Source organism: Caldalkalibacillus mannanilyticus JCM 10596 (assembly GCF_000615945.1).
GTDB classification, from domain to species: Bacteria; Bacillota; Bacilli; order Caldalkalibacillales; family JCM-10596; genus Bacillus_AT; species Bacillus_AT mannanilyticus.
The window spans coordinates 1-20,651 of record NZ_BAMO01000029.1; the positions used below are offsets into that span (position 1 = coordinate 1).

Consider the following 20,651-nt stretch of genomic DNA (forward strand, 5'->3'; position numbering starts at 1 on the left):
AAACGAGATTTTTGCGACACAAATCACCCTCCTTATAAAGATTTCCTCTCCTTAGCGTAAGCCATCCCGAAGCAAAAAACAATCAAAAAATAATTATTTTCATTAAAAATTAAATTATACATAAGTTTTTTGCTTATTTTTTAGTACTCTTATTTTTTAACTGTACTATGATTATTAGAGGATATTTAGTTCAATATATGAGCTTATATCCTCTTTTTTAATACATATTAGAATTATAAACTATATTAAAAAATTCTAGTTTAATATGTATATTTTATGATTCTATGATTTAAGGTGGAGGATTTTATGAGAGTACAGGAAGTATTACTTGATGGTAATAAAAAAAGATATATGCTTCTTGATAAAGGCGGAATGCCTGTAGTGTCTGTGATGAAGTATTTGAAGTATTTAGATGTAACAGGAAAGAGCAGCAATACTTTAAAAACATATTGTTATGCCCTAAAGCAGTACTTTGATTATTTGGAGGAAGTAAAAAAAGATTATAAAGACATCACTATCGTGGATTTAGCAGAGTTTATAGGTTGGTTAAGGAGCCCATATTCAAGCAGTAAAGTAACTCCGTTACAACAAACTTAAGCAAAAAAACCGAGAAAACAGGGAATCTTACTATTACTGCAGTTACTAACTTTTATGATTATTTATATCGAAATCAAGAAATACAAAATGACATGTTAGAAAAGCTAATGAAGCAAGTATTTACAGGAGGTCGTACAAGGTATAAGGATTTTCTCTATCATGTTAATAAAGATAAAGAAGAAGTTTTTTAACAGGGGTGTTTTGTTAAAATTTTATTCGAGTTAAAGATATAACAAAATTTTATAGCGAATCTTACTTTGTGATAAGATTGTATAGTAATTTACTATAAAGAATTCATATTGATAGGATATTCTTATCAGAAGGAGAGTGGGGATTGTGAGAGAAACCTGTATTCCAACTGGCGTAGAACTAAAAAACACTGGTTTTGGATATACGTTATCCTTAATAGGTGGTAAATATAAAATGATTATTTTGTATTGGTTGTCTGAAAATAAGGTTATGAGGTTCAATGAGCTGAAGCGATGTATTGGGACTATTTCCTTTAAAACACTAAGTGTTATGTTAAAAGGGCTTGAGGAAGATGGTCTTATTATACGCAAAGAATTTCCCCAAATACCTCCAAAAGTTGAATATTCATTATCTGAACGTGGTTGTTCACTTATTCCATTGTTAGATATGATGTGCGATTGGGGAGAGAAAAATAATTTTCAAGCTCTAGAAGATGTAACAAAATAGGCATAGTGTAAAAAGGAAGTACCTACTTTTTAGGAGGTACTTCTTATTTTAACTTTTATAAAAGTTTCCCATTACATATTATCAATGAAATTTAAATAATCTTGAGTGCTTTTTTCTATTTCACTTACAGATGGCTCAAATTCTGCTCCATAAAACGCAAAGAACGAACGATAATCTGCTTTACAATAAATGGCTGTCGTCTCAAACGGACGCAACACTTGTTCAAGTGTATAATGGTATCTTCCAGCTTCACTATAATCCACATTTTTGATCCCGGCAGATACACCTAAAGCAACTTTACGATTCTTTAATTTATCTCCCTTTGAACCATAAGCCCATCCATAAAGGAAAACATCATCCATCCACTTTTTTAAGAGAGGAGGACAGTTGAACCAATAAACAGGAAATTGGAAAACAAGGTTCCCGTGAGTTTCAACCAATTTTTGTTCTTTTTCCACATCTATGTTCTCATCAGGATAAACCTTATACAATTCGTGCACAGTATATTTTTCTGGATATTTATTTAATTCTTCTACCACCGCTTATTAACAACAGATGTTTCTAAGCTTGGGTGTGTTATGATAACAAGAGTTTTCAATGATTCTTCCTCCTAAAGCTGATTTCATTTTTATTGTAAATTCCAAGCTAAAAATATGTAAGTACGCACTTTTATTACAGGTACTTACATAAGGGTGAGTGTTAAATCAGTCATAAAAAATTTTTTCTATAAGGAAGGACCAATGAACCTATTATCCGTAAAGTAGAATAGCTGCATTCTCAAGTCACCATACGTAATGTGAAAAGATCGTGTACTAAGTCATTATAATTATTCAAGAAAAGGGTGCGATTGTGGAAGAAAAAGTAAAGGAGTAAAACATATTAGACATGTCTAATATGTTTTACTCCTTATTTTTTATAACTTTTTACGATTTAGGTCTTAATAATTTATATTAGTACGCATACTTTTCTATATCCTCTGGAATATGGCATCATCCTACTCTGTTCAGCAAGCGATACAAAAAATATAAGCCGTGTAATTGAGCTTGATTCCGTCGATTCAAGTGATCTAGACACGTTTCTACCATCTTTCGTGCTTCATCTATTGCCTCTATTTTTCGTTTTTCCTTTTCTGAATGAAACTCTAGTTTTCGAATGGCATCCTTTAATTGAATAATCTCTTCAGAGTAGACAGCATTTTTCAGCAGTTTTAATAATAAAATTTTGATGAATTGCTCAAAGTGGAACAAACGATATTGATTCTCCCCTCTTGTTGATCTTAGATAGCCTTTTTTCTCCCAATAGCGTATGGCAGTAGCAGAAACGTCTGCTTTTTGTGCTATTTCTCCAATTGACATAGAGGGAAGATTGCTTACTTTCTCACCATTCTCAAGATATTGAAGAATCTTTAAAGCTAGTTCTTTATCCTGATACGTAGCTACCTGCCTTTCATTGATGATCCAAAGAGCCGAACTTACCTTATTTTGTTGGATATATTTAAGAACGGCTGAGGTAGCATCGATTCCAAAGCCAGGAGCCATTGCAACGATACATTCAAAATAGGCAATATGTTCTTCCGTATAGATACGATACCCAGAGCTGGTTCTTTCCGTTTTGGGCACAATTCCTCTTTCTTCATATCCTCTCAGCGTACTGGTGCTGATCTTTAATCTATTTGCGATGTCTACTGGTCTGCTATGATTTTTCATTCCTCATCACCTCAGGTTCATAGGTTAAACAAGATCTAAAGTTTTTCTAACTAATAGCTTTTAACATAAGGATTAAAATGAAAAACCTTTTAATTTGCTTTAATGTTATACGATAGAACTGTAAGAATCAAAAAAAGTGTTGGAGGGATTTATGTGAAAAAATTAGATATTCGCCCTGAGATGTCCATCGAAAAAGTAGGAGCAGGCTTGGCAGGTTACATTGAGGAGCATTGGCAAAATGTATGGACGGAAAATCTGGAGGAGCTGGAACGTTTATATCCCGAATATGAAGACGCAACCTATGGCATTTATTTAGATAAACTCCTCCCCCCTGCTTGGAAAGAGCTGGAGAAAGAAGGATTCTCATCGGCTACTGAAACACAAGAAGATGATTTTGTCATTGCTGGATGCTTGCATTTTAGAAACTCACTGGAAAAAGCAAAATGGGGAACTCCAGACCATGAAAAGCGTGTTTTCTGGATCGTAGTTCAAAATCAAAACAAGCAATCAATAGGTACACTGCTTTTTGAATTATCTCATTCACATGTACACTTTCATCTCCCTTCAGCACCAAGATTACTCACATGTCCTAGTATTGAAAGAGAGGAAATCATTAAGAAGATTTATCGTCTGCAAGAGGAAGTTTAGTCACGTCGAGCAATCCTATAAAGAAGCGGCTAAGGGTCGGCTATCCTCACCTTTAAAGGAAGGATCTGAGCGACGGTTAAAGCGAGATAAAAAAGAAAAAGAGGGGAAGAGTCGATACTGCCTCTTTCCCTCCTTTTTAACTATTCCTGATTTACAGCACTTTCATCCATGTAGATGAATTCCCATATATGATGGTCCAAATCTTGAAAGCTCCATAGATACATGAAGCTATGGTCCGTTGGATCATTTAAGGCTTTTCCTCCGCTGTGAGCGCTTTATTCACAATCTCATCCACTTGCTCCTTACTATCAGCAGAAAGAGCTATTAGGACTTCGCTGCTTTTCGTTGTATCTGGAATCTCTTTTTTCGTAAATGACTGAAAATACTCTTCTACTAATAGCATCACATAGATTTTTTCACTAACCACCATACAAGCGGCGTTATCATCTGAGAACTGCGCGTTAAAATCAAAACCTAACTCTGCAAAAAACGCCAAGGATTTCTTCAAATCTTTCACGGGTAAATTGACAAAAATCTTATCTGCTTTTGTTTTCATTCCTCATCACCTCAACATGAAATTTGTTGGTTGATTCATAGAGCCCTAATGAACCAATGAAACACCCTCTATGTAAAGTTTACTCTACTATAGACTTATACATTTCTTCTCAATTGCTATGTCTGTGAAACTCGACTAAGAAAATGATTCATCAATAATGGTAGCGAAATGAGAATCGGTGGGTCATCTAATCGTGGGGGATGTAAGATCAATTGTTGGTAAGGAACCGTTGAATACGGTGTGACAATGATGGGTTCAATGATCCGGGCTCGTAAGGTGGCTTGAGGAAGAAGAATATCTGTCGCCTGCATCCCCCAAGAAACAGAGGTTGCCATCAAATAATAGGTACCTGGCTCGACACCCGTAAAGCAAAATTCTCCTAGAGAAGAGAGTAAAGTTCCGTATAAAGGAAGACCCTCAGGAATCGGTTTGGCAAATAAACCAATTAAGATAAAACCATTGAAAGGAAGCTCTGAGTGAATCGATCCTTCCACTTTACAGTCATTCTGAGAAAAATGAGCAGCACTAAGCCAATGATTTAATTGCTGTAATGACTGAAGATGCTGCTCTACAGCTTGCCTTGAATCTCGAAATTGCGCAGGAGTCACCCCTACCCGTTCTGTAAATCGTGTGGTGAAGGTCCCTAAACTCTGCTGTCCAATTTCCAAGGCAATATCGCGCACACTAAAGTGACTATGTAATAACAAATCTTTTGCTTTTTGCAACCGAAGAGAAGACACATAATAAAGGGGAGAAAGGCCCGTTCTTTCCTTAAAAATACGTGAAAAATGATAAGGACTATACGAGATGTGACGAGCTAATTGAGCAAGGGATAACGGCTCATACAAGTTTTGCAGGACATACGTTATCACTTCGTCAATTTCGGAATACTTGAGAGTCACTTTGTACACCCGCTTTCGACTACTTTTGCAACACCCCAAAAGGAACGTTTGTTCCTATTATGGTATCATATTTTGGTCAGCATGAATAGTCCTTATCCCATTTTTTTATACATTCTGCTCAATGATCTGCCATAGAAGGAATAAGCAAAAATCCTTCATTGATTTTATCCTCAGGGTGACTAAAAAACTGATGCATCCCCGTGACCCATGCAGATCCTGTAATTTGCGTAATAACAGCTTCCTTCCCACCAACTCTTGTGGTATTCAACACTTTTCCTCTGAACAGAGAACCAACAATACTTTCATGAACAAAGGACTCTCCTATTTTGATTTTCCCCTGGGAAAATAGAGTAGCAAGCTTGGCTGATGTCCCTGTTCCACAAGGAGATCGATCTATTCCTCCCGGCGGAACAACCACAGTATTCTTAACATTAGCTTCTGGATGACTAGGATCTGTGTAAAATTCAATATGGGTCAATCCTTTAATGAACGGAGCCTCTGGATGCTTAATCTCCACTTCACTATTGATCGCATTTCTTATTTTGATAGCGATATCAATGATTCTAGTAGCATTTGAAGGGACAAGTGCTAAACCAAGCAGGCGTGCATCAACAATCCCATAGAAATTTCCACCATAAGCAATATCACAAAAAACACGCCCCATTCCTTCAACCTCTACCTCCATGCTTTGCAAATGAAAGGCAGGAATATTACAAAAAGAAACTTCCACAGCTTTTCCATTCTTGATCCTCATTTCAACCTCTACCAAGCCAGCTGGCGTATCTAGTGTTAGGGACGTAATCGGTTCTTGAAAAGCAATGAGCCCAGCCTCAACCAAAGCCGTACAAAAGCCGATCGTATCATGTCCGCACATGGGTAAATACCCTCCAGTTTCGATATAAATAACTCCTATATCCGCAGCTGGATGACACGGCTCTACAAGTAAAGCACCAGACATTACATCATGTCCTCTTGGCTCAAACATTAATAGCTTTCTGATCCAGTCATACTTTTCTTTCATCATTAACATTTTCTCAGCCATGGTTTTCCCTTCTAATCTTGGAAGACCACTGACCACAGTCCGAGTTGGGTTTCCTCCCGTATGTGTATCAATGACAGAAAAGATTCGATCCACCTTCATTACCTAATCATCCTTTCCTTAAATCTCTTATAGTGAAGAGGTTCGAGCGGTACACTCGGCTTAAATCCAAGAATCATTTCCTCTATTAATTTTCCAGTGATAGCAGCTAAGCTAATCCCATCCCCCTCATGCCCTGCTGCAACAAAGAACCCCGGCACTTCTTCTACATGAGAAATAATCGGTAAATGGTCCTCTGTATAGGGACGTAGCCCTACATAGGTCCGAATAAAGCGCATATCCGCCATCTGAGGGTAAAAACGAACGGCTCTTCTAGCCATGCATCGAATCACCTTCATATCTACCTTTGTCTCAAACCCAAGAAATTGACGACTACTGCCAATTAAAAAATTTTGACTTTCTGTTGGCTCATAGACTAGAGCTACTCCATAACGTTCGGTTTCTACATCAACCTTTCTTTTCCCACCAAATTTGGAGATCAGATAACCAAACTCCATCACTTTTCTCAATCCCACTTGCTTCTGTCGTGCTGCCACAATGATATGCCCTTTTCTTGGTTTGATTGGAATAGGAATACTCAGCATTTCTCCAATCCTCGGAGCCCAAACTCCTGCGGCATTAATGACCCTTTGAGATCGAAACCTACCGTTGTTTGTATGCACAATAAAATCGTTTAATTCTCTGGTTATATTTTTAACTTCTGTATGTGTATGAACCTGAGCTCCATAAGATTTTGCTGCCTCAAATAAAGAATAGGTCAGGAGATAAGGATTAACTGTTGAGTCAGACACGCACTCTACACCACCAAGTAAATCATCCGCAAAGGACGCCGACTCCTGCCTAAGGTCAGATTGATCCAGCATCCGAAAAGGAAGTCCTGCTGCTTGTTGATCCTTGACCCACTTCTCAGCAGCCAGCATTTCCTCCTCTGTTTCACAAACCAGAATACTTCCGGGTGCTCTATATTCAAACGGCAGGGCAAGCTCTTTACTTAGAGATTGTACTAGCTTCTGGCTCGCTAAGGACATTTGACTATCAAATCCAGGTTCTTTATCAATCGCCAATATATTCCCATCACATTTCGAGGAGGTTCCACTTGCTAGCTCCCCTCGTTCTAGAACATCTACCTTAAAGCCTACTTTTGAAAGATAATAGGCAATGGCCCCTCCGATGATCCCCCCTCCAATAATGATGATGTCCGTATGCTTATCCATCTTTCTCCATCCTTCCATTCCTGTTTTTTAAGAACATAAGAAGTAAACTCTAACCATTTTTCTGCAAAAATCATGCCAGCTTTTTAATTGGAAGGGATTGTTAAAATCTGTCTAATCTTATAAAATAGAAGGGAGAATCTAGTGTAAAATATTTTTTATAGTGTATATTATTTTATACACTCAAGAATGAGGTGGTTTCATTGAGTTCATTGCAGCTCCCTTCGATTAAAGACTTCCTAGATGAAAACATAATCGTATTAGACAGCAGGACATCAACAGACGAAGAAATTTTGCAACACGTCCGAAATGGAACCCATGTTTTTTTAGAAACAAAAGACTCCATTCACTATCTTTCGCACGTACTCCCGTCAAATAAATGTATTTGGAAACCATGTAGAACCATTCATCTAAATACACCGCTTTCTGAAGTGATTCCTCATCTTTCAGAAGAAGAAATGCTGTTTGTTCAAGGAATGAATGACGATATTGAACAGGATCGTGTTCAAGCTCTTGGTTGTATTCCAATACACCATCTAGCAACTAAACTCTATCACCAGCTAAGATTTATGGTTTCTTTTATAGATACGATGATCAACACCATTGATTCCTCAGTCACCGTCATTAACGATGAAGGGATTGTACTTGTCTGGACACAGGGAGCGGAAAACATCTTTTCTGTGAAAAAAGAAGAAATCTTGGGGAAAAACATTACTCAGTTTTTTGACATGGATATGCTGGAAATCATGAAAACCTTACAAGCAGGACGTTCTTTGTATCGGCATCAGCATCAACCCCGTTCTGACTTATATGTACTGATCAATTCAAATCCCATCTACTTAGATGGACAAATCATTGGGGCTGTGGTTTCTGAAACGGATATCACAAGTCAGGTCCGCCTTCATCAAGAACTATTTACTATTTCGGCCAAATTTCACGATCTGGAAAAAGAAGTAGCAAAGCTTAGCCCTTCACAAAATCCTTTTCAAGCAGTAAAAGGAAGCAGTCATGCCATCATGAAAACGATTGAAACTGCAAAAAAAGTGAGTGCTGTGAAAACAAATATCTTAATCACGGGAGAAAGCGGGGTAGGAAAAGAGCTCTTTGCCAAAGCCATACACGATATCAGGGAAGAGAGGAAAGCTCCCTTCATCCCTATTAATTGTGGTGCCATCCCTTCTACCTTATTTGAAAGTGAGCTATTCGGTTATGAAAGAGGAGCCTTTTCAGGGGCTGATCAGAAAGGAAAAGCAGGTAAAATTGCTCTTGCCAATGGAGGAACCCTTCTTCTTGATGAAATAGGGGAGATGCCTCTTGATATGCAAGTGAAACTTCTTAGAGTGTTACAGGAAAAAAAGTTTTATCCCATTGGAGGAACAAAAGAAATCTCCGTTGATTTTCGAGTCATTTCAGCGACAAACCGAGATTTATTAGCCATGGTCAAAGAAGGAACATTTCGGGAAGATCTCTATTACCGCTTAAATGTTGTTAATTTGTATATCCCTCCATTAAGGGAACGGAAAGAAGACATCATTGAGCTTACACATTACTTTTTACATGAATTCTCCATCCGTTATCACCGCCCTATTCACGGCATCTCGCAGGAGGTGATGAATCAGCTATTACAACACAATTGGTCAGGGAATATCCGAGAGCTACGAAATGTGATCGAACGCCTGATTGTTTTTGCCACTGATGGCATCATTAAAGCTGAAGATCTTCCTTTCTATCATGGACCGAGTGGTGTTCATAGCGATTTAGATTTAATAGCGGATTCTCACAGTGGGCAAGATGACATTGGATTACTTAGTGCAGAGCTTGAGAAATATGAACGAGAAATTATTATCAATGCGCTGAAGCAAGAAAACGATAATAAACAAGCCTGTGCCAAAAGATTAGGAATTACTCGTGCTACCCTGTATAACAAAATGAAAAAATTAAATATTCCGATCTAGCCTCCCTCCTTATTGGCATCATATTTGCTTCTTTTACTAGATAATGGCGTATCTGGTATACGAGCAAATGCGTGCCCTAAGGAGGTTTTTTTGATGACCAAAATCATAGAGGAAGCCCAAACCATCCTCTGTCGTTGTGAAGAAGTTACTCTATTAGAAGTGGTAGATATCCTCAAGAAATACCAGTGTTCCTCCCGTGAAATGAAATTACGCACAAGAGCGGGGATGGGAATTTGTGGAGGGAGAACTTGTAGACCCCTTCTTGACCAATTATTTAATACACTCAATAAAGAGCAGCTCCCTGACCACATGCCCTTAAAATATCAGCCTCCCATCCGACCCGTTCTATTTTCTTTTGAAGGTGATATAGATGACTCTTCCAAATAGAATCCTTCATCATCCGGTCCTAGGTAGCTTATCTAATCGACAACAAATCACCTTTACCTATAACGGGGGTTCTTATCAGGCTTATCAGGGAGAAACGATTGCAAGTGCTCTCTTGGCTAGTGAGCAGAGAATTCTTCGTTATCATGAAGAAAGCGGAACCCCAAGAGGCTTCTACTGTAATATTGGACATTGTTTTGAATGTCGAGTAAGTGTGAATGGGCAAGACGGAATCAGGGCTTGTCTGACACTAGTGACAGAAGGCATGGTTATACAAAGTGGTCAGAAACTCCCTAATCCTCTCAAAGCAGGTGAATCGTCATGAAGCAAGCAGATGATGTACTGATCATAGGGGCTGGTCCTGCTGGATTATCTGCTGCCATTGCCTGTGCAGAAAATGGCTTGACTGTAAGCATCATGGATGAATTCTATCTGCCTGGAGGACGACTGCTAGGACAGCTACATCAGGAACCAGATGGAGCATGGTGGAATGGAATAGCAGAAGCAGAGAAGCTATTGAAGCAGATAGACACGTACAAGATTAAAATACATTGTGGCGTTTCCGTCTATCATCTTGAAGCAGAAAAAGATTCATGGGTTGTTCACACCAATAGAGGTCGGATGATGACAGCTAATGTCCTTATCGCTACAGGTGCAGCAGAAGTGTCTAACCCCCTTTCTGGTTGGACACTTCCCGGAGTCATGTCAATAGGGGCAGCTCAGGTCATGACCAATGTTCAACGAGTTAGCATCGGTAAAAAAGGGATCATCGTGGGCATTAATATTCTGGGAATGGCGATTGCTCGAGAGCTACAATTAGCAAATATTCAGCTTCATAGCATGGTTCTTCCACAACCAAATCCCATCACGAACAAAGCAAGTACTCCACTTCATGTCTTTGAATCATTGCTTCATCTTGCACACCTTGCCCCCTCCCCTTTTTTACGGTGGGGAGCCAGATTAATGAAGCCCCGCTTCTTGCGTAAAACAGCTGTCCAACTCTATCCGAAACAAGGAGTAAACATAGAAGGATTATCTGTTCAGATGCGTAAAGCGGCTCTACGAATCATAGGCAAAAGCCAAGTGGAAGGAATCATCCTTGCCGATCTGACCAGGGATGGAAAAGTGATCCCAGGTACAGAAACCACTCATGCAGTTGATTTTGTCTGCCTGGCTGGTGGTCTCTACCCTCTGGCAGAACTTGCCGCTATTGCTGGATGTCCATTTTACTATATTCCCGAATTAGGTGGACACGTCCCTCTTCATAATGAACGAATGGAAACACCTCTTAAAGGGCTTTACGTGGCTGGGAATATCACAGGGATTGAAAGTGCCAAGATTGCCATGGCTCAAGGAAGGACAGCCGGGTTATCCATCGCTAATACACATGCTGATCTAGCGGGAAGCTTGGAGGAGAAAATCGAGCAGGCAGTGCAGGAGGTGCACAAAGCAAGAAAGGCTTCCGTGATTCAATTTCATCCTGATATTCATGAGGGAAGGCAAAGACTATACTCACTCTACGAGGATTTCGTTCAATCACCGATAGGAGGGAACCTATGAAGTTTAACAAACTGTTTCATTCAGTAGATGTTCATACAGCGGGGAAGGCTTTACGCATTATCACGAGCGGAGTTCCCTTCCTCCAAGGGAAAACCATGTTAGAAAAACAACATTATTTCTCACAACATTTTGACCATATTCGAAAAGTTCTTTTAGAAGAGCCTCGCGGACACAAGGATCTTCAAGGCTGTCTCATCACTCCTCCAGTAAGTGCCGACGCCCATTTTGGCGCCCTCCTGCTTGATCAGGAAGGAGCCTGCTCTACTATGGAAGGACACGATATGATGGGCATTGTCGGAAATGGAATAGAGTTAGGGCTATTTGAAGCAACGGATTCTCCACAGCAACAGATTATGGTTGATACACTGGCTGGACCCATCTCTATCATTCTGCATCACGAGCATGGAGGATCCTACTCCGTTTCCTATCAGCCGCCGCCTTTTGTGCTTGTTAAGCACAGGATTCCGATCCAACTAAATGGAAGCAAGATTCCTATTTCCATCACCCACAGTGACAGCAATTATGGCGATTATATCATTGTTAAACTAAGTGATTTACTTCTAAAGCTAGACCTAAATCATGTAGAATTGATCAAAAAAATAGGTGAATCACTCCTAAATGATACAGAGCCCCTGATTGGCTCCGCCTCTCTACAAGAGCTGGGCTTAACGAACATGAAAGGAATCATCTTTTTTGATTCCATGCCTCACAGAAAATCAGCATACCAGAATCTCATCATGAGAACAAACGGACAGATGGATCGTTCACCTTGTAGCTCTGCGATAGCCGCCCTAGCCACTCTCTTATACACCGAAAGAAAAATAGGGATAGATGAATCGATTGTTTTCCAAAGCATCTCAGGGGGACAACTTGAAATCAAGGTCCTTTCTACAACCACCTTAAAAAACCTGCCAGCCGTGCGAACAGAAGTAAAGGGAACATCCTACCTGACAAGCCTGCGGCAATTTATGATCGATCCCTCTGATCCACTTAAAGAAGGATTTCTCTTAAAATAGCACTTTCCATCCCTATATCAATTAAACGATCAACCAAGAATAGATAAGCAAAAATGCCGACCCTCATCTTCAAGAGGCGTCGGCATTACTTTGTTATCATTCTATAATGTATGCTTAATAGCACAGGTCTTCGTGGTGGAATAGAAATCAAGAGCTGCTTGCCCCTGTTCACGAGTATGCGAACTGGACATCTTCATGCCGCCAAATGGAGCCTGATATTCTACTCCAGCTGTTTCCTGATTCACTCTAACCATTCCCGCTTGTACTTCCTCTAGAAAGCGATGTGCCTTAGATAAATCGGATGTGAAAAGCGAGGCACTTAAACCGTACATTGAATCGTTACAGATTCTTACAGCCTCGTCATAATCACTCGCTTTCACTACCACAGAGAGGGGACCAAAAATTTCATCTTGAAATAATTCATGCTCTACCTCTATTTCTGTCACCACTAGAGGAGGAATATAGTACCCTTCATGGTTGTTTTGAAGCTCTGCTTCTACAACCACTTCTGCCTGCTCACGGGCTAGCTCCACATACCGACCAACAGATTCATACTGGCTTCTGGATGCTACAGGTCCTAGATAGGCGTTAGGATGCATTGCCTCTGTTACCATGATTTGTTCAACAGCTCTCTTAAATCGAGCCATAAATTCGGTATAGATAGCCTGTTCCACAATGATTCTGCTTGTTGCCGTACATTTTTGTCCTGCGGAACGAAAGGCACCGCTTATGATCATCGGAATGGTTTTCTCAAGATCGGCATCAGCCAACACCACAGCAGCATTTTTTCCTCCCATTTCTGTTTGGTACTTGATATTTCGTTTGGCACAAACAGAAGCTACATGGGTTCCAACCGCGGTGGAGCCTGTAAAGCTAATCGCCTGCACATCACCTTCTTCGATTAACGCATTGCCAACCTTACTTCCTTGCCCAACGATCATGTTCAGAACACCACTTGGCAATTGAGCCTCTTCAAAAATCTCCATTAGCCGAGTCGCTGTTAAAGAGGCTATATCTGCCGGTTTCCAAACCACAGTATTTCCGCACATTAAAGCAGGAGCTATTTTCCATATAGGAATAGCGACGGGAAAATTCCAAGGGGTAATCACGCCGACAACGCCAAGTGGAACGCGTACAGAATATTGCAATACATCCACATCAGCAGAAGGAATCACTTGCCCAATCGAACGCACACCTTCCCCTGCGTAGTAGCGAAGTAATTGAACCCCTCGATTCACCTCTCCCTTCATCTCTGTGATGGGTTTACCCATTTCCCTGCTTGCCAGCTGAGCTAATGAATCCGCGTGTTTCTCTAAGGCATCCGCCATTTTATAGAGGAAGCTCCCTCTCGCGCTCCCTGTTCGTTTAGACCATTTCTGAAACTCTGCTTTTGCCACAGCTAGTGCCTTATCGACCTGACTCACATCTGAATAATGCATGATCCCTACTTTTTCTGCTAGATTGGAAGGATTATAGACAACACTTCCCTCATCCTTTATTGAGATAAATACACCACCGATATAATTTCTAGCCTCCATCTTCTACCCCTCCCTTCTCTAATTAACTGAAGCCACCGCTTTTTCAAATGCTTTTCTAATTCCTTCGTATTCTGTTGCACTTAATGGCAATCGAGGCGGACGAGTGGGCCCTACCGGGAAGCCCGCCAGCTCCATCATATATTTGATCGCTTGCACTAATTGAGGACCCGCATCATAGTGAAAAAGCTCTAATTGACTCCGATATAGAGGCATCGCTTCCTCCAGCCTCCCTTCTCTTGCCAATCTAAAGAGTTCGACACCTTGCTTGGGTAAAGCATTAGGGACACCCGAAATCCATCCTGTAGCTCCCATTAACGGGCCTTCTAATGCAAGATCATCCACACCAATCATAACTTCCAGATCACTTTGTTCTAAAATGTCATGAACACGACGAATATCTCCCGAAAACTCTTTGACCGCCACGACATTCTCTAATTGAGCTAATCTAGCAAGCATCGAAGGCGTTAAATCAGTGGGATAATCTCGGGGATTGTTATAAGCGATAATCGGAATACCTACTTCATTTAATGCTTCATAATGAGCCTCCACTTCCCTCTCCGTTGGATGATAATTAATCGGGGGCAAAGCCATAATTCCTGCTGCGCCCTTTTCCTTGGCATGAGTCGCCCAATGAACAGCTAATTGGGTAGAGGGAGCACCTGTACCAATCACCACAGGAACTCGTCCTGCCACACGTTCTAATACAGTTTCCGTGATTTTCGTCCTTTCTTCAAAAGAAAACGTGGCATACTCACCTAGTGAGCCTCCAGGAACAAGTCCCTGTGCGCCCTGCTCAATCAGCCAATCACACAGCTCACCTAAGCGTTCATAGTCTACTTCATAATTCTCCTTAAACGGGGTCACTAACGCAACATACACTCCATCGAATTTAATCATTCTTTTTCCTCTTTTCTATAGATCATTTGATAGAGATATTGATCATCCTACCTCTATCATTTTTTTGTTTTTGGATCAAAAGCATCCCTCAAGCCATCCCCTACAAAATTAAAGGATAATACGGTCACTAAGATTAAGATTCCTGGAAAAATGGGGTACCACCATTGATTAAGCATAATGGGAAGACTCTGTGCGTCTTGCAGCATATTTCCCCAGCTAGGAGTAGGAGGCTGAATCCCCAGTCCAAGGAAGCTGAGGCAGATTCTGCTAGAATGACTCCGCCCACTCCTAAAGTAGCAGAAACAATAATCGGTCCCATGGCATTGGGCAGAATATGACCAAATATAATTTTTCGGTGGGGAACCCCTATTGTTTTTGCCGCAAGAACATACTCACGTGAGCGCAGGGATAAGAATTCTCCACGAACAAGCCGAGCAGTTCCCGTCCAGCCAAACAGGACAAAGATAGCAATTAAGGTATACAAACTCGGCTTAAACACCGTGACTAACGTGATAAGCAGAAATAAGCTAGGAATGGAAATAATAATATCAACACTTCGCATTAAGAAAGCGTCGATTCTTCCACCATAGAAGCCAGCATAGGCTCCAACAATCGTTCCAATTGTGATCGAACCAGCAACAGAGGCAAAACCAACCATTAAGGATACGCGTGCACCATATAGTAACCTAGTCAATGTATCTCTTCCTAGCTTATCTGTACCAAGGACATTCTCATTTCCTGGTGGAAGTAATCTATTTTGTAAAACCTGCTCATAGGGATCATGGGAGGTAATCAATGGAGCAAAGAGTGCCGCAAGAGCTATAATGAGCAGAAGGACAAGCCCTGCTACAGCTAGTTTATTTCTCTTAAACTTGTTAAACATCATTCTATTTAAGGACTCAGGTTGCTGAGCTAGATTCAGCTCGATCTCTCCCGTATCCTTCTCCAAGCTATTTTCTAGCTGGGGCATCAGGATCCCCCCTCATATTCAATACGTGGATCTACTACAGCATATAAGATATCTGCCATGAGATTGCCCAGCACAACTAAGGTAGAAGCAATAAGAGTAATCGCCATGATGACAGGGTAATCTCTTTGGAAAGCAGCATCCATAAATAACGTACCAATCCCCGGCCAAGCAAAGACGGTTTCAACGATGACCGATCCTCCAATAAACGAAGGAAGCATGAGCCCAAATAACGTGATAATAGGGATTAAAGCATTGCGAAAAGCATGTTTTAGCACTGCTTTACGCTGGGAAAATCCTTTTGCTCTTGCTGTTCTCATATAATCCTGCTCCAGAACCTCAAGCATACTAGACCTCATATACCTCGTAAGCCCTGCCATATCAGCAGTAGCTAGAACAAAAGCAGGTAACACTAAATAATGAACTCGATCCCAAATACTAAAGGATGCACCGATCGTTGAAACTCCACCTGTAGGAAACCAACCAAGATGAACACCAAAAATCATAATCAGCACAAGCCCAATCCAAAAATTTGGAGTCGCTAAGCCTAAGAAAGAAAGCAGGGTGATGGAGTAATCTGTCATGGTGTTTCTTTTCATCGCCGAAATCACACCTATGGGAATGGCAACCACTAAAGCGATAAACGTAGAAGTAACCGTCAAAAGAAGAGTATTGGGTAATCTTGCTAGAATTAAATCACTTACAGCCACCCCTTGACGGATGATAGAATAGCCAAAATTCCCTTGCAAAATATTCCCGATCCAATCTATATATTGCTTATATAATGGTTTATTTAAGCCATACTGCTCTTTATAAGCTTCTAGGTCGCCAGGTCGAATGCCAGGCTCTAGAATGAGAACAGTTGGATCTCCTGGGGCAAGCTTCATAATGGCAAAGGACAGGAGCGATATTCCAAATAATAAGGGAACAGCCATCAAAATCCGCCTCAAAATATACGCAAGCATCGTTACCTCCAGGCTACTTGGAAGAAACAGATTGACCTGCTCCTTCCGTTTTTTTATTCCTGATCCAACCACCATTCATGAATCTTGTAGTAGGTATTGGACACAGAGTACTTCGGACCTATTAACTGAGGAATATGGGCAATGAATCCCTCAGGATAGTAGAGAAAGGTGTACGGTTGATCTAAGGTCACTAATTCATCTGCTTTATAAATGACCTCTTTTCTTTCCTCTTGGTTCAGGATCGTTGTATTGAGATCAAGCAGTTTGTCTACTTCAAGATTAGAATAACCAAAATAGTTTAACCCTTGTTCAATTTGATTGGAGTGCCAGAAATACGTAGGGTCTGGATCACTTCCGATGCTCCATCCGGCAACAAGAGCATCAAAATCCCAATTAGGAGGTCCTGTCTGGGCAATATACGCACTCCATTCAAGCAATTGTATATCCACCTCAATACCTACTAATCTAAGTTGCTGCTGGACAATAGCAGCAATTTCTGGACGAGTTTCCCCTCCTTGCGAAGTAGTCAAGGTGAAGCTAAATCTTGTACCGTCCTTCTCCAAAATCCCATCAGCTCCCGCTTTCCACCCCGCTTCATGTAAGAGTTGCTTCGTTTTTTCAGGATGATATTCAAATGAAGGTAAATTCGGATTAAACGCCCAGTTAGCAGGGCTTCCAGGTCCATGTGCTACTGCGCCTCTTCCATTGACAACGGTTTGAACAATGGCTTCCTTATCTATAGCATGTGTTAAAGCAGCCCTTACATTTTTGTCTTGAAATAAAGGATTTCTCAGGTTATAGCCAATGTACTCCCAAGAATTTGTAGGACCTGATAATAAAACAATCTGTCCTTTGTTCTCTAGTTGTGTGACAGTGTCAATATAGGAAGGGGTCACTCCTGCAAAATGAATATCCCCTGACATGACTTGAGCCATTAAGGTATTCGTGTCCTGAACGATCTTAAACACGATGTTGTCGATATATGGACGTCCTTGGTAATAGTCCTCGAAGGCAGTCAAGGCAACATATTCACCCTCTCTCCATTCTTCAAATTTAAACGGACCCGTACCAATCGGTTTTTTCGTGCCGAACTCATGCTTCCCAATTTCTGCTATAGGAATGTCCTCTAAGATATGCTTGGGTACAATTCCTGTTTGAGCACTGATCGCCAAGAAGGGAGCATAAGGCTCTTCCAAGATAAATTCAACGGTATAATCATCCACTTTATTGACAGCTACAATCTTCTGATACGGCCAAGAATAAGGTCCTGAATAATCTTCATGCATTGGAATACTGTAGGAAAAAACAACATCATCCGCTGTAAACGTTTCTCCATCATGCCATTTTACATTTTCTTTAAGATAGAACGTCCAGATCGTCCCATCCTCCGAATATTCCCAGCGCTCCGCTAAGTCACCTACAGGATTAAATTCATGATCCATCGTAATTAACCCACTAAAAATCCGATTTGCGATCACTCTACTTGGCATATCTGATGCAAAGTTAGGTGTAAATAAAGTAGGATTAGAGGCTGTACCGAAAATAAGCGTCCCTCCGTATTTAGGTTCACCTGGGACTCGTTTTTCCCCCTCCTGACTTGATGGTGAAGATTCATGCTCCTGCTTATCCACTTGCTGTCCTGTTGTACAAGCTGTTAACATGACGATTAGAATCAGAATGAATACCATCCTATTAGTCGCTACCTTCTTTTTACTCAAGGCTTTGTTGCTCAAGACTACCCCTCCCTTATCTTCTTGATTTTTCATCTTAGATCATGAAAAGCGGCTCCCCCCATTTCTTTGTTTTCCCTTCAAAAAAGTTACATTTGTATAGAAAGCAAAAGACATGCCATTTTCTTCAACATGTTCTTTTCTAAACTGAACAATACAATTGAAGAGTATGGAATGGATTCAGAACCCTCCATATTCAGACTGAATGTTTAAAGGTTTTTACATGTCTAGCCTTGATGTCTATTTTTTTAACATGTTCTACTCAATCCTACAAACTTGCTGACCAGTTCACTTGCAACACTTATTGACCGTAAAAAAAGAAGCTGACTCCAAAAGTCAACTTCATGTCATTTCAAATATTATTTTTAAGCAAGCACCTCATTCTTCTGCTTAGACTTCATTTTTTCTAGCTTAAAAAATGATCAGTCATCTATTGGGGTTGCTTTTTGACGATTAAGAATAGTAGCAAAAACAAGCCCATATAGCCAAAGAATGGATAAAGATAGGAAACAAGGGCACTAAAGCCAACCTGACTGATGACAAAGCTGCTTAACAGAATCATAATAAAGGTCCATTTTTCAGGAAGGAGAACTACTTGATGAATCTGCCGAGCTATTCCAAAAACATTTCCAATCAATGTAGTAAACACTTCTCCATAGACTACAAGAAGAAACAAGAATAAGAGAAACCAACCAATATCCTTTATCACCAATGCCATAGGGATATCCAGTTGTAGAGCTTCAGGCATAAAGCTAAGTAGAGCAAAATGACTCGCTAGCAGCATGAACCCGAGCCCAATCCCTCCCCAAATTCCTCCCCATTTAAGGATGCTCTCATCTTCTATTTCCTTCCCCAGTGGAACCAGAACAGCTTGAGCCATTGCTAAGTTAAATGCCACATAGGTCAAAGCGCTTGCTAACCATTTCCCTTGTCCCAAGAGCTCTCCCTCTTGAAACAACTGAAATCCCCCTCCTACACTCTGCTGTATTCCAAGCCAGCCGAAAGAAACAAGCACCACTAGACTAAAGAGCAGCATCAGAGGAACAACCAAGGAATTGACCATAAAGATTCCCTTTAATCCTTTTAACATCACCATATAACAAAGAAGAATCGTCAGGATAATCCCCAATTGATAAGAAAGACCAAGTTGCTCCTGAAAAATAGATCCCGTTCCTGAAAGCATCACCGAGGTTACACCAAATAGAATGACCAAAACAAAGAGATTAACCACGGTTCCAACCGTTCTTCCAAACAAAAACACATTTAATTCCTGATAAGAATACGCCTTGATACGGTGCGATAAGACCATCATTTTCGTGCCTAACCAAATAAACAGAAAGGTACTCAGCAGAATCCCGAGCAAACCCCACACATGATATACAGTAAAAAAACGCACAATTTCTTGCCCGGTGGCAAATCCTGCTCCCACAACCGTGCCAATATAGGTAGCTGCCACCTGTGCCACCATCATTCCTCTTTTTTTCATTCTCCTCACCTCTCATCCTCCAACCATTTACCTTATTCTATGAGGAGAGCTAGAGAAAAAGAAGACAAGTATCTCTTCCTTCTTACCCAAACTGACCTCATTAATTTGATTCAAACTGCCTCTTTTTCAAGAGGCAATAAAACCATATACTAGGGATACACTCAGAACAAATGCAGGATGAGCGATAAGAACGAAAAATAAAAGAGAATATACTGTAGGAGGTGGATCATATTGAATCCGATTCGATATGCAAAGCGTGAATGTCAAGACCAAGAGAAAATTCACAATTTTTTGTCCCAAGCAAAAACAGGCTTTCTAGGATTATCTACTAAGGACCAGCCTTATGTTGTCCCATTAAACTTCATACTCTGGGAAAACAGCATCTATTTTCACGGGGCCAACGAAGGGAGAAAAGTTGAGATGATCAAAGAAAATAATAATGCTTGTTTTACCGTTAGTGAAGAGTATGGTACACTTGTTTCGCCCATCCCTGCTCATACTGATACAGCCTATATGAGCACCATGATTTTTGGAAAGATCGAATCTATCACAGATATCGAAGAGGCAACTCAAGCCATGCAAAAAATGCTAGATAAATATGTTCCTGGCTATTATGATTCCTTACTCACGAGAAGCCACGTAGAAAGATATCGCTCTGCTTTAGGGAGTAAGACGCATTATTTAAAATCCTCATTACTGAAATAACAGCCAAAGAAAATGAGCCAAATGAAAAGAAGC

17 protein-coding genes and 4 pseudogenes are annotated in these 20,651 nt (G+C 40.5%); 9 read left to right on the forward strand and 12 right to left on the reverse strand.

Going from position 1 to position 20,651, the window contains the following annotated elements:
• Positions 1-306 precede the first annotated feature (306 nt).
• Both JCM10596_RS25845 and JCM10596_RS15355 read left to right on the forward strand, forming a co-directional pair.
• Positions 307-782, forward strand: a pseudogene (locus JCM10596_RS25845) (site-specific integrase); the annotation flags it as partial.
• Between the two features lie 151 nt (positions 783-933).
• Positions 934-1,293, forward strand: a complete 360-nt coding sequence (locus JCM10596_RS15355) for a winged helix-turn-helix transcriptional regulator (protein ID WP_025027896.1) — start codon at positions 934-936, stop codon at positions 1,291-1,293.
• Positions 1,294-1,364: 71 nt separating this feature from the next.
• Here JCM10596_RS15355 and JCM10596_RS25850 read toward each other — a convergent pair.
• Together JCM10596_RS25850 and JCM10596_RS15365 are read right to left on the reverse strand one after the other, a co-directional pair.
• Positions 1,365-1,891: pseudogene (locus JCM10596_RS25850) on the reverse strand (NAD(P)H-dependent oxidoreductase).
• Positions 1,892-2,282: 391 nt separating this feature from the next.
• A complete protein-coding gene (locus JCM10596_RS15365; protein ID WP_025027897.1) occupies positions 2,283-2,999 on the reverse strand; it encodes a MerR family DNA-binding transcriptional regulator in 717 nt (238 codons plus the stop codon).
• A gap of 153 nt (positions 3,000-3,152) precedes the next feature.
• On the opposite strand from JCM10596_RS15365, the gene JCM10596_RS15370 reads away from it, so the two are divergent.
• A complete protein-coding gene (locus JCM10596_RS15370; RefSeq protein WP_025027898.1) occupies positions 3,153-3,647 on the forward strand; it encodes a DUF6022 family protein in 495 nt (164 codons plus the stop codon).
• A gap of 140 nt (positions 3,648-3,787) precedes the next feature.
• Here JCM10596_RS15370 and JCM10596_RS25855 read toward each other — a convergent pair.
• The 4 genes and pseudogenes from JCM10596_RS25855 to JCM10596_RS15390 all read right to left on the reverse strand — a co-directional run bounded on the left by JCM10596_RS25855 (position 3,788) and on the right by JCM10596_RS15390 (position 7,418).
• A pseudogene (locus JCM10596_RS25855) lies at positions 3,788-4,203 on the reverse strand (VOC family protein).
• 116 nt (positions 4,204-4,319) lie between these two features.
• On the reverse strand, positions 4,320-5,105 hold the full coding sequence (locus JCM10596_RS15380) for a helix-turn-helix transcriptional regulator (protein ID WP_025027899.1): 786 nt from the start codon (positions 5,103-5,105) through the stop codon (positions 4,320-4,322).
• 118 nt (positions 5,106-5,223) lie between these two features.
• Entirely contained in the window at positions 5,224-6,246 is a 1,023-nt protein-coding gene (locus tag JCM10596_RS15385; RefSeq protein WP_025027900.1) for a proline racemase family protein, read from the reverse strand.
• Complete coding sequence (locus JCM10596_RS15390; protein WP_025027901.1) at positions 6,246-7,418, reverse strand: NAD(P)/FAD-dependent oxidoreductase; 1,173 nt, start codon at positions 7,416-7,418, stop codon at positions 6,246-6,248. The genes JCM10596_RS15385 and JCM10596_RS15390 overlap by 1 nt, the downstream gene beginning before the upstream one ends.
• A 200-nt stretch (positions 7,419-7,618) precedes the next feature.
• On the opposite strand from JCM10596_RS15390, the gene JCM10596_RS15395 reads away from it, so the two are divergent.
• The 5 genes from JCM10596_RS15395 (at position 7,619) to JCM10596_RS15415 (ending at position 12,330) form a co-directional block, all read left to right on the forward strand.
• Positions 7,619-9,370: a sigma-54 interaction domain-containing protein gene (locus JCM10596_RS15395; protein ID WP_025027902.1), complete on the forward strand. Its 1,752-nt coding sequence runs from the start codon at positions 7,619-7,621 to the stop codon at positions 9,368-9,370.
• Between the two features lie 93 nt (positions 9,371-9,463).
• Positions 9,464-9,757: a (2Fe-2S)-binding protein gene (locus tag JCM10596_RS15400; protein ID WP_034681492.1), complete on the forward strand. Its 294-nt coding sequence runs from the start codon at positions 9,464-9,466 to the stop codon at positions 9,755-9,757.
• Entirely contained in the window at positions 9,741-10,079 is a 339-nt protein-coding gene (locus JCM10596_RS15405; protein WP_025027904.1) for a (2Fe-2S)-binding protein, read from the forward strand. Before JCM10596_RS15400 ends, JCM10596_RS15405 begins: the two co-directional genes overlap by 17 nt.
• Complete coding sequence (locus tag JCM10596_RS15410; protein WP_025027905.1) at positions 10,076-11,314, forward strand: NAD(P)/FAD-dependent oxidoreductase; 1,239 nt, start codon at positions 10,076-10,078, stop codon at positions 11,312-11,314. The genes JCM10596_RS15405 and JCM10596_RS15410 overlap by 4 nt, the downstream gene beginning before the upstream one ends.
• Positions 11,311-12,330, forward strand: coding sequence for a proline racemase family protein (locus tag JCM10596_RS15415; RefSeq protein ID WP_025027906.1), 1,020 nt, complete (start codon positions 11,311-11,313; stop codon positions 12,328-12,330). The genes JCM10596_RS15410 and JCM10596_RS15415 overlap by 4 nt, the downstream gene beginning before the upstream one ends.
• A gap of 101 nt (positions 12,331-12,431) precedes the next feature.
• Here JCM10596_RS15415 and JCM10596_RS15420 read toward each other — a convergent pair whose 3' ends face one another.
• The 6 genes and pseudogenes from JCM10596_RS15420 to JCM10596_RS15445 all read right to left on the reverse strand — a co-directional run bounded on the left by JCM10596_RS15420 (position 12,432) and on the right by JCM10596_RS15445 (position 19,913).
• Positions 12,432-13,868, reverse strand: a complete 1,437-nt coding sequence (locus tag JCM10596_RS15420) for an aldehyde dehydrogenase family protein (RefSeq protein ID WP_025027907.1) — start codon at positions 13,866-13,868, stop codon at positions 12,432-12,434.
• Between the two features lie 18 nt (positions 13,869-13,886).
• Positions 13,887-14,765, reverse strand: coding sequence for a dihydrodipicolinate synthase family protein (locus JCM10596_RS15425; RefSeq protein ID WP_025027908.1), 879 nt, complete (start codon positions 14,763-14,765; stop codon positions 13,887-13,889).
• 56 nt (positions 14,766-14,821) lie between these two features.
• Positions 14,822-15,735 (reverse strand): annotated as a pseudogene (gene opp4C / locus JCM10596_RS25860) (oligopeptide ABC transporter permease).
• Positions 15,735-16,697 carry an ABC transporter permease gene (locus JCM10596_RS15435; RefSeq protein WP_025027909.1) on the reverse strand — a complete coding sequence of 321 codons (963 nt, stop codon included), beginning with the start codon at positions 16,695-16,697 and terminating at the stop codon, positions 15,735-15,737. Before JCM10596_RS15435 ends, opp4C begins: the two are co-directional and overlap by 1 nt.
• Positions 16,698-16,750: 53 nt before the next feature.
• Complete coding sequence (locus tag JCM10596_RS15440) at positions 16,751-18,430, reverse strand: peptide-binding protein (protein ID WP_159102364.1); 1,680 nt, start codon at positions 18,428-18,430, stop codon at positions 16,751-16,753.
• 427 nt (positions 18,431-18,857) lie between these two features.
• Positions 18,858-19,913 carry a YkvI family membrane protein gene (locus tag JCM10596_RS15445; RefSeq protein WP_025027911.1) on the reverse strand — a complete coding sequence of 352 codons (1,056 nt, stop codon included), beginning with the start codon at positions 19,911-19,913 and terminating at the stop codon, positions 18,858-18,860.
• Between the two features lie 231 nt (positions 19,914-20,144).
• Between JCM10596_RS15445 and JCM10596_RS25865 the strand changes: the two genes are divergently transcribed.
• On the forward strand, positions 20,145-20,618 hold the full coding sequence (locus tag JCM10596_RS25865; RefSeq protein WP_369345654.1) for a pyridoxamine 5'-phosphate oxidase family protein: 474 nt from the start codon (positions 20,145-20,147) through the stop codon (positions 20,616-20,618).
• Positions 20,619-20,651 lie beyond the last annotated feature (33 nt).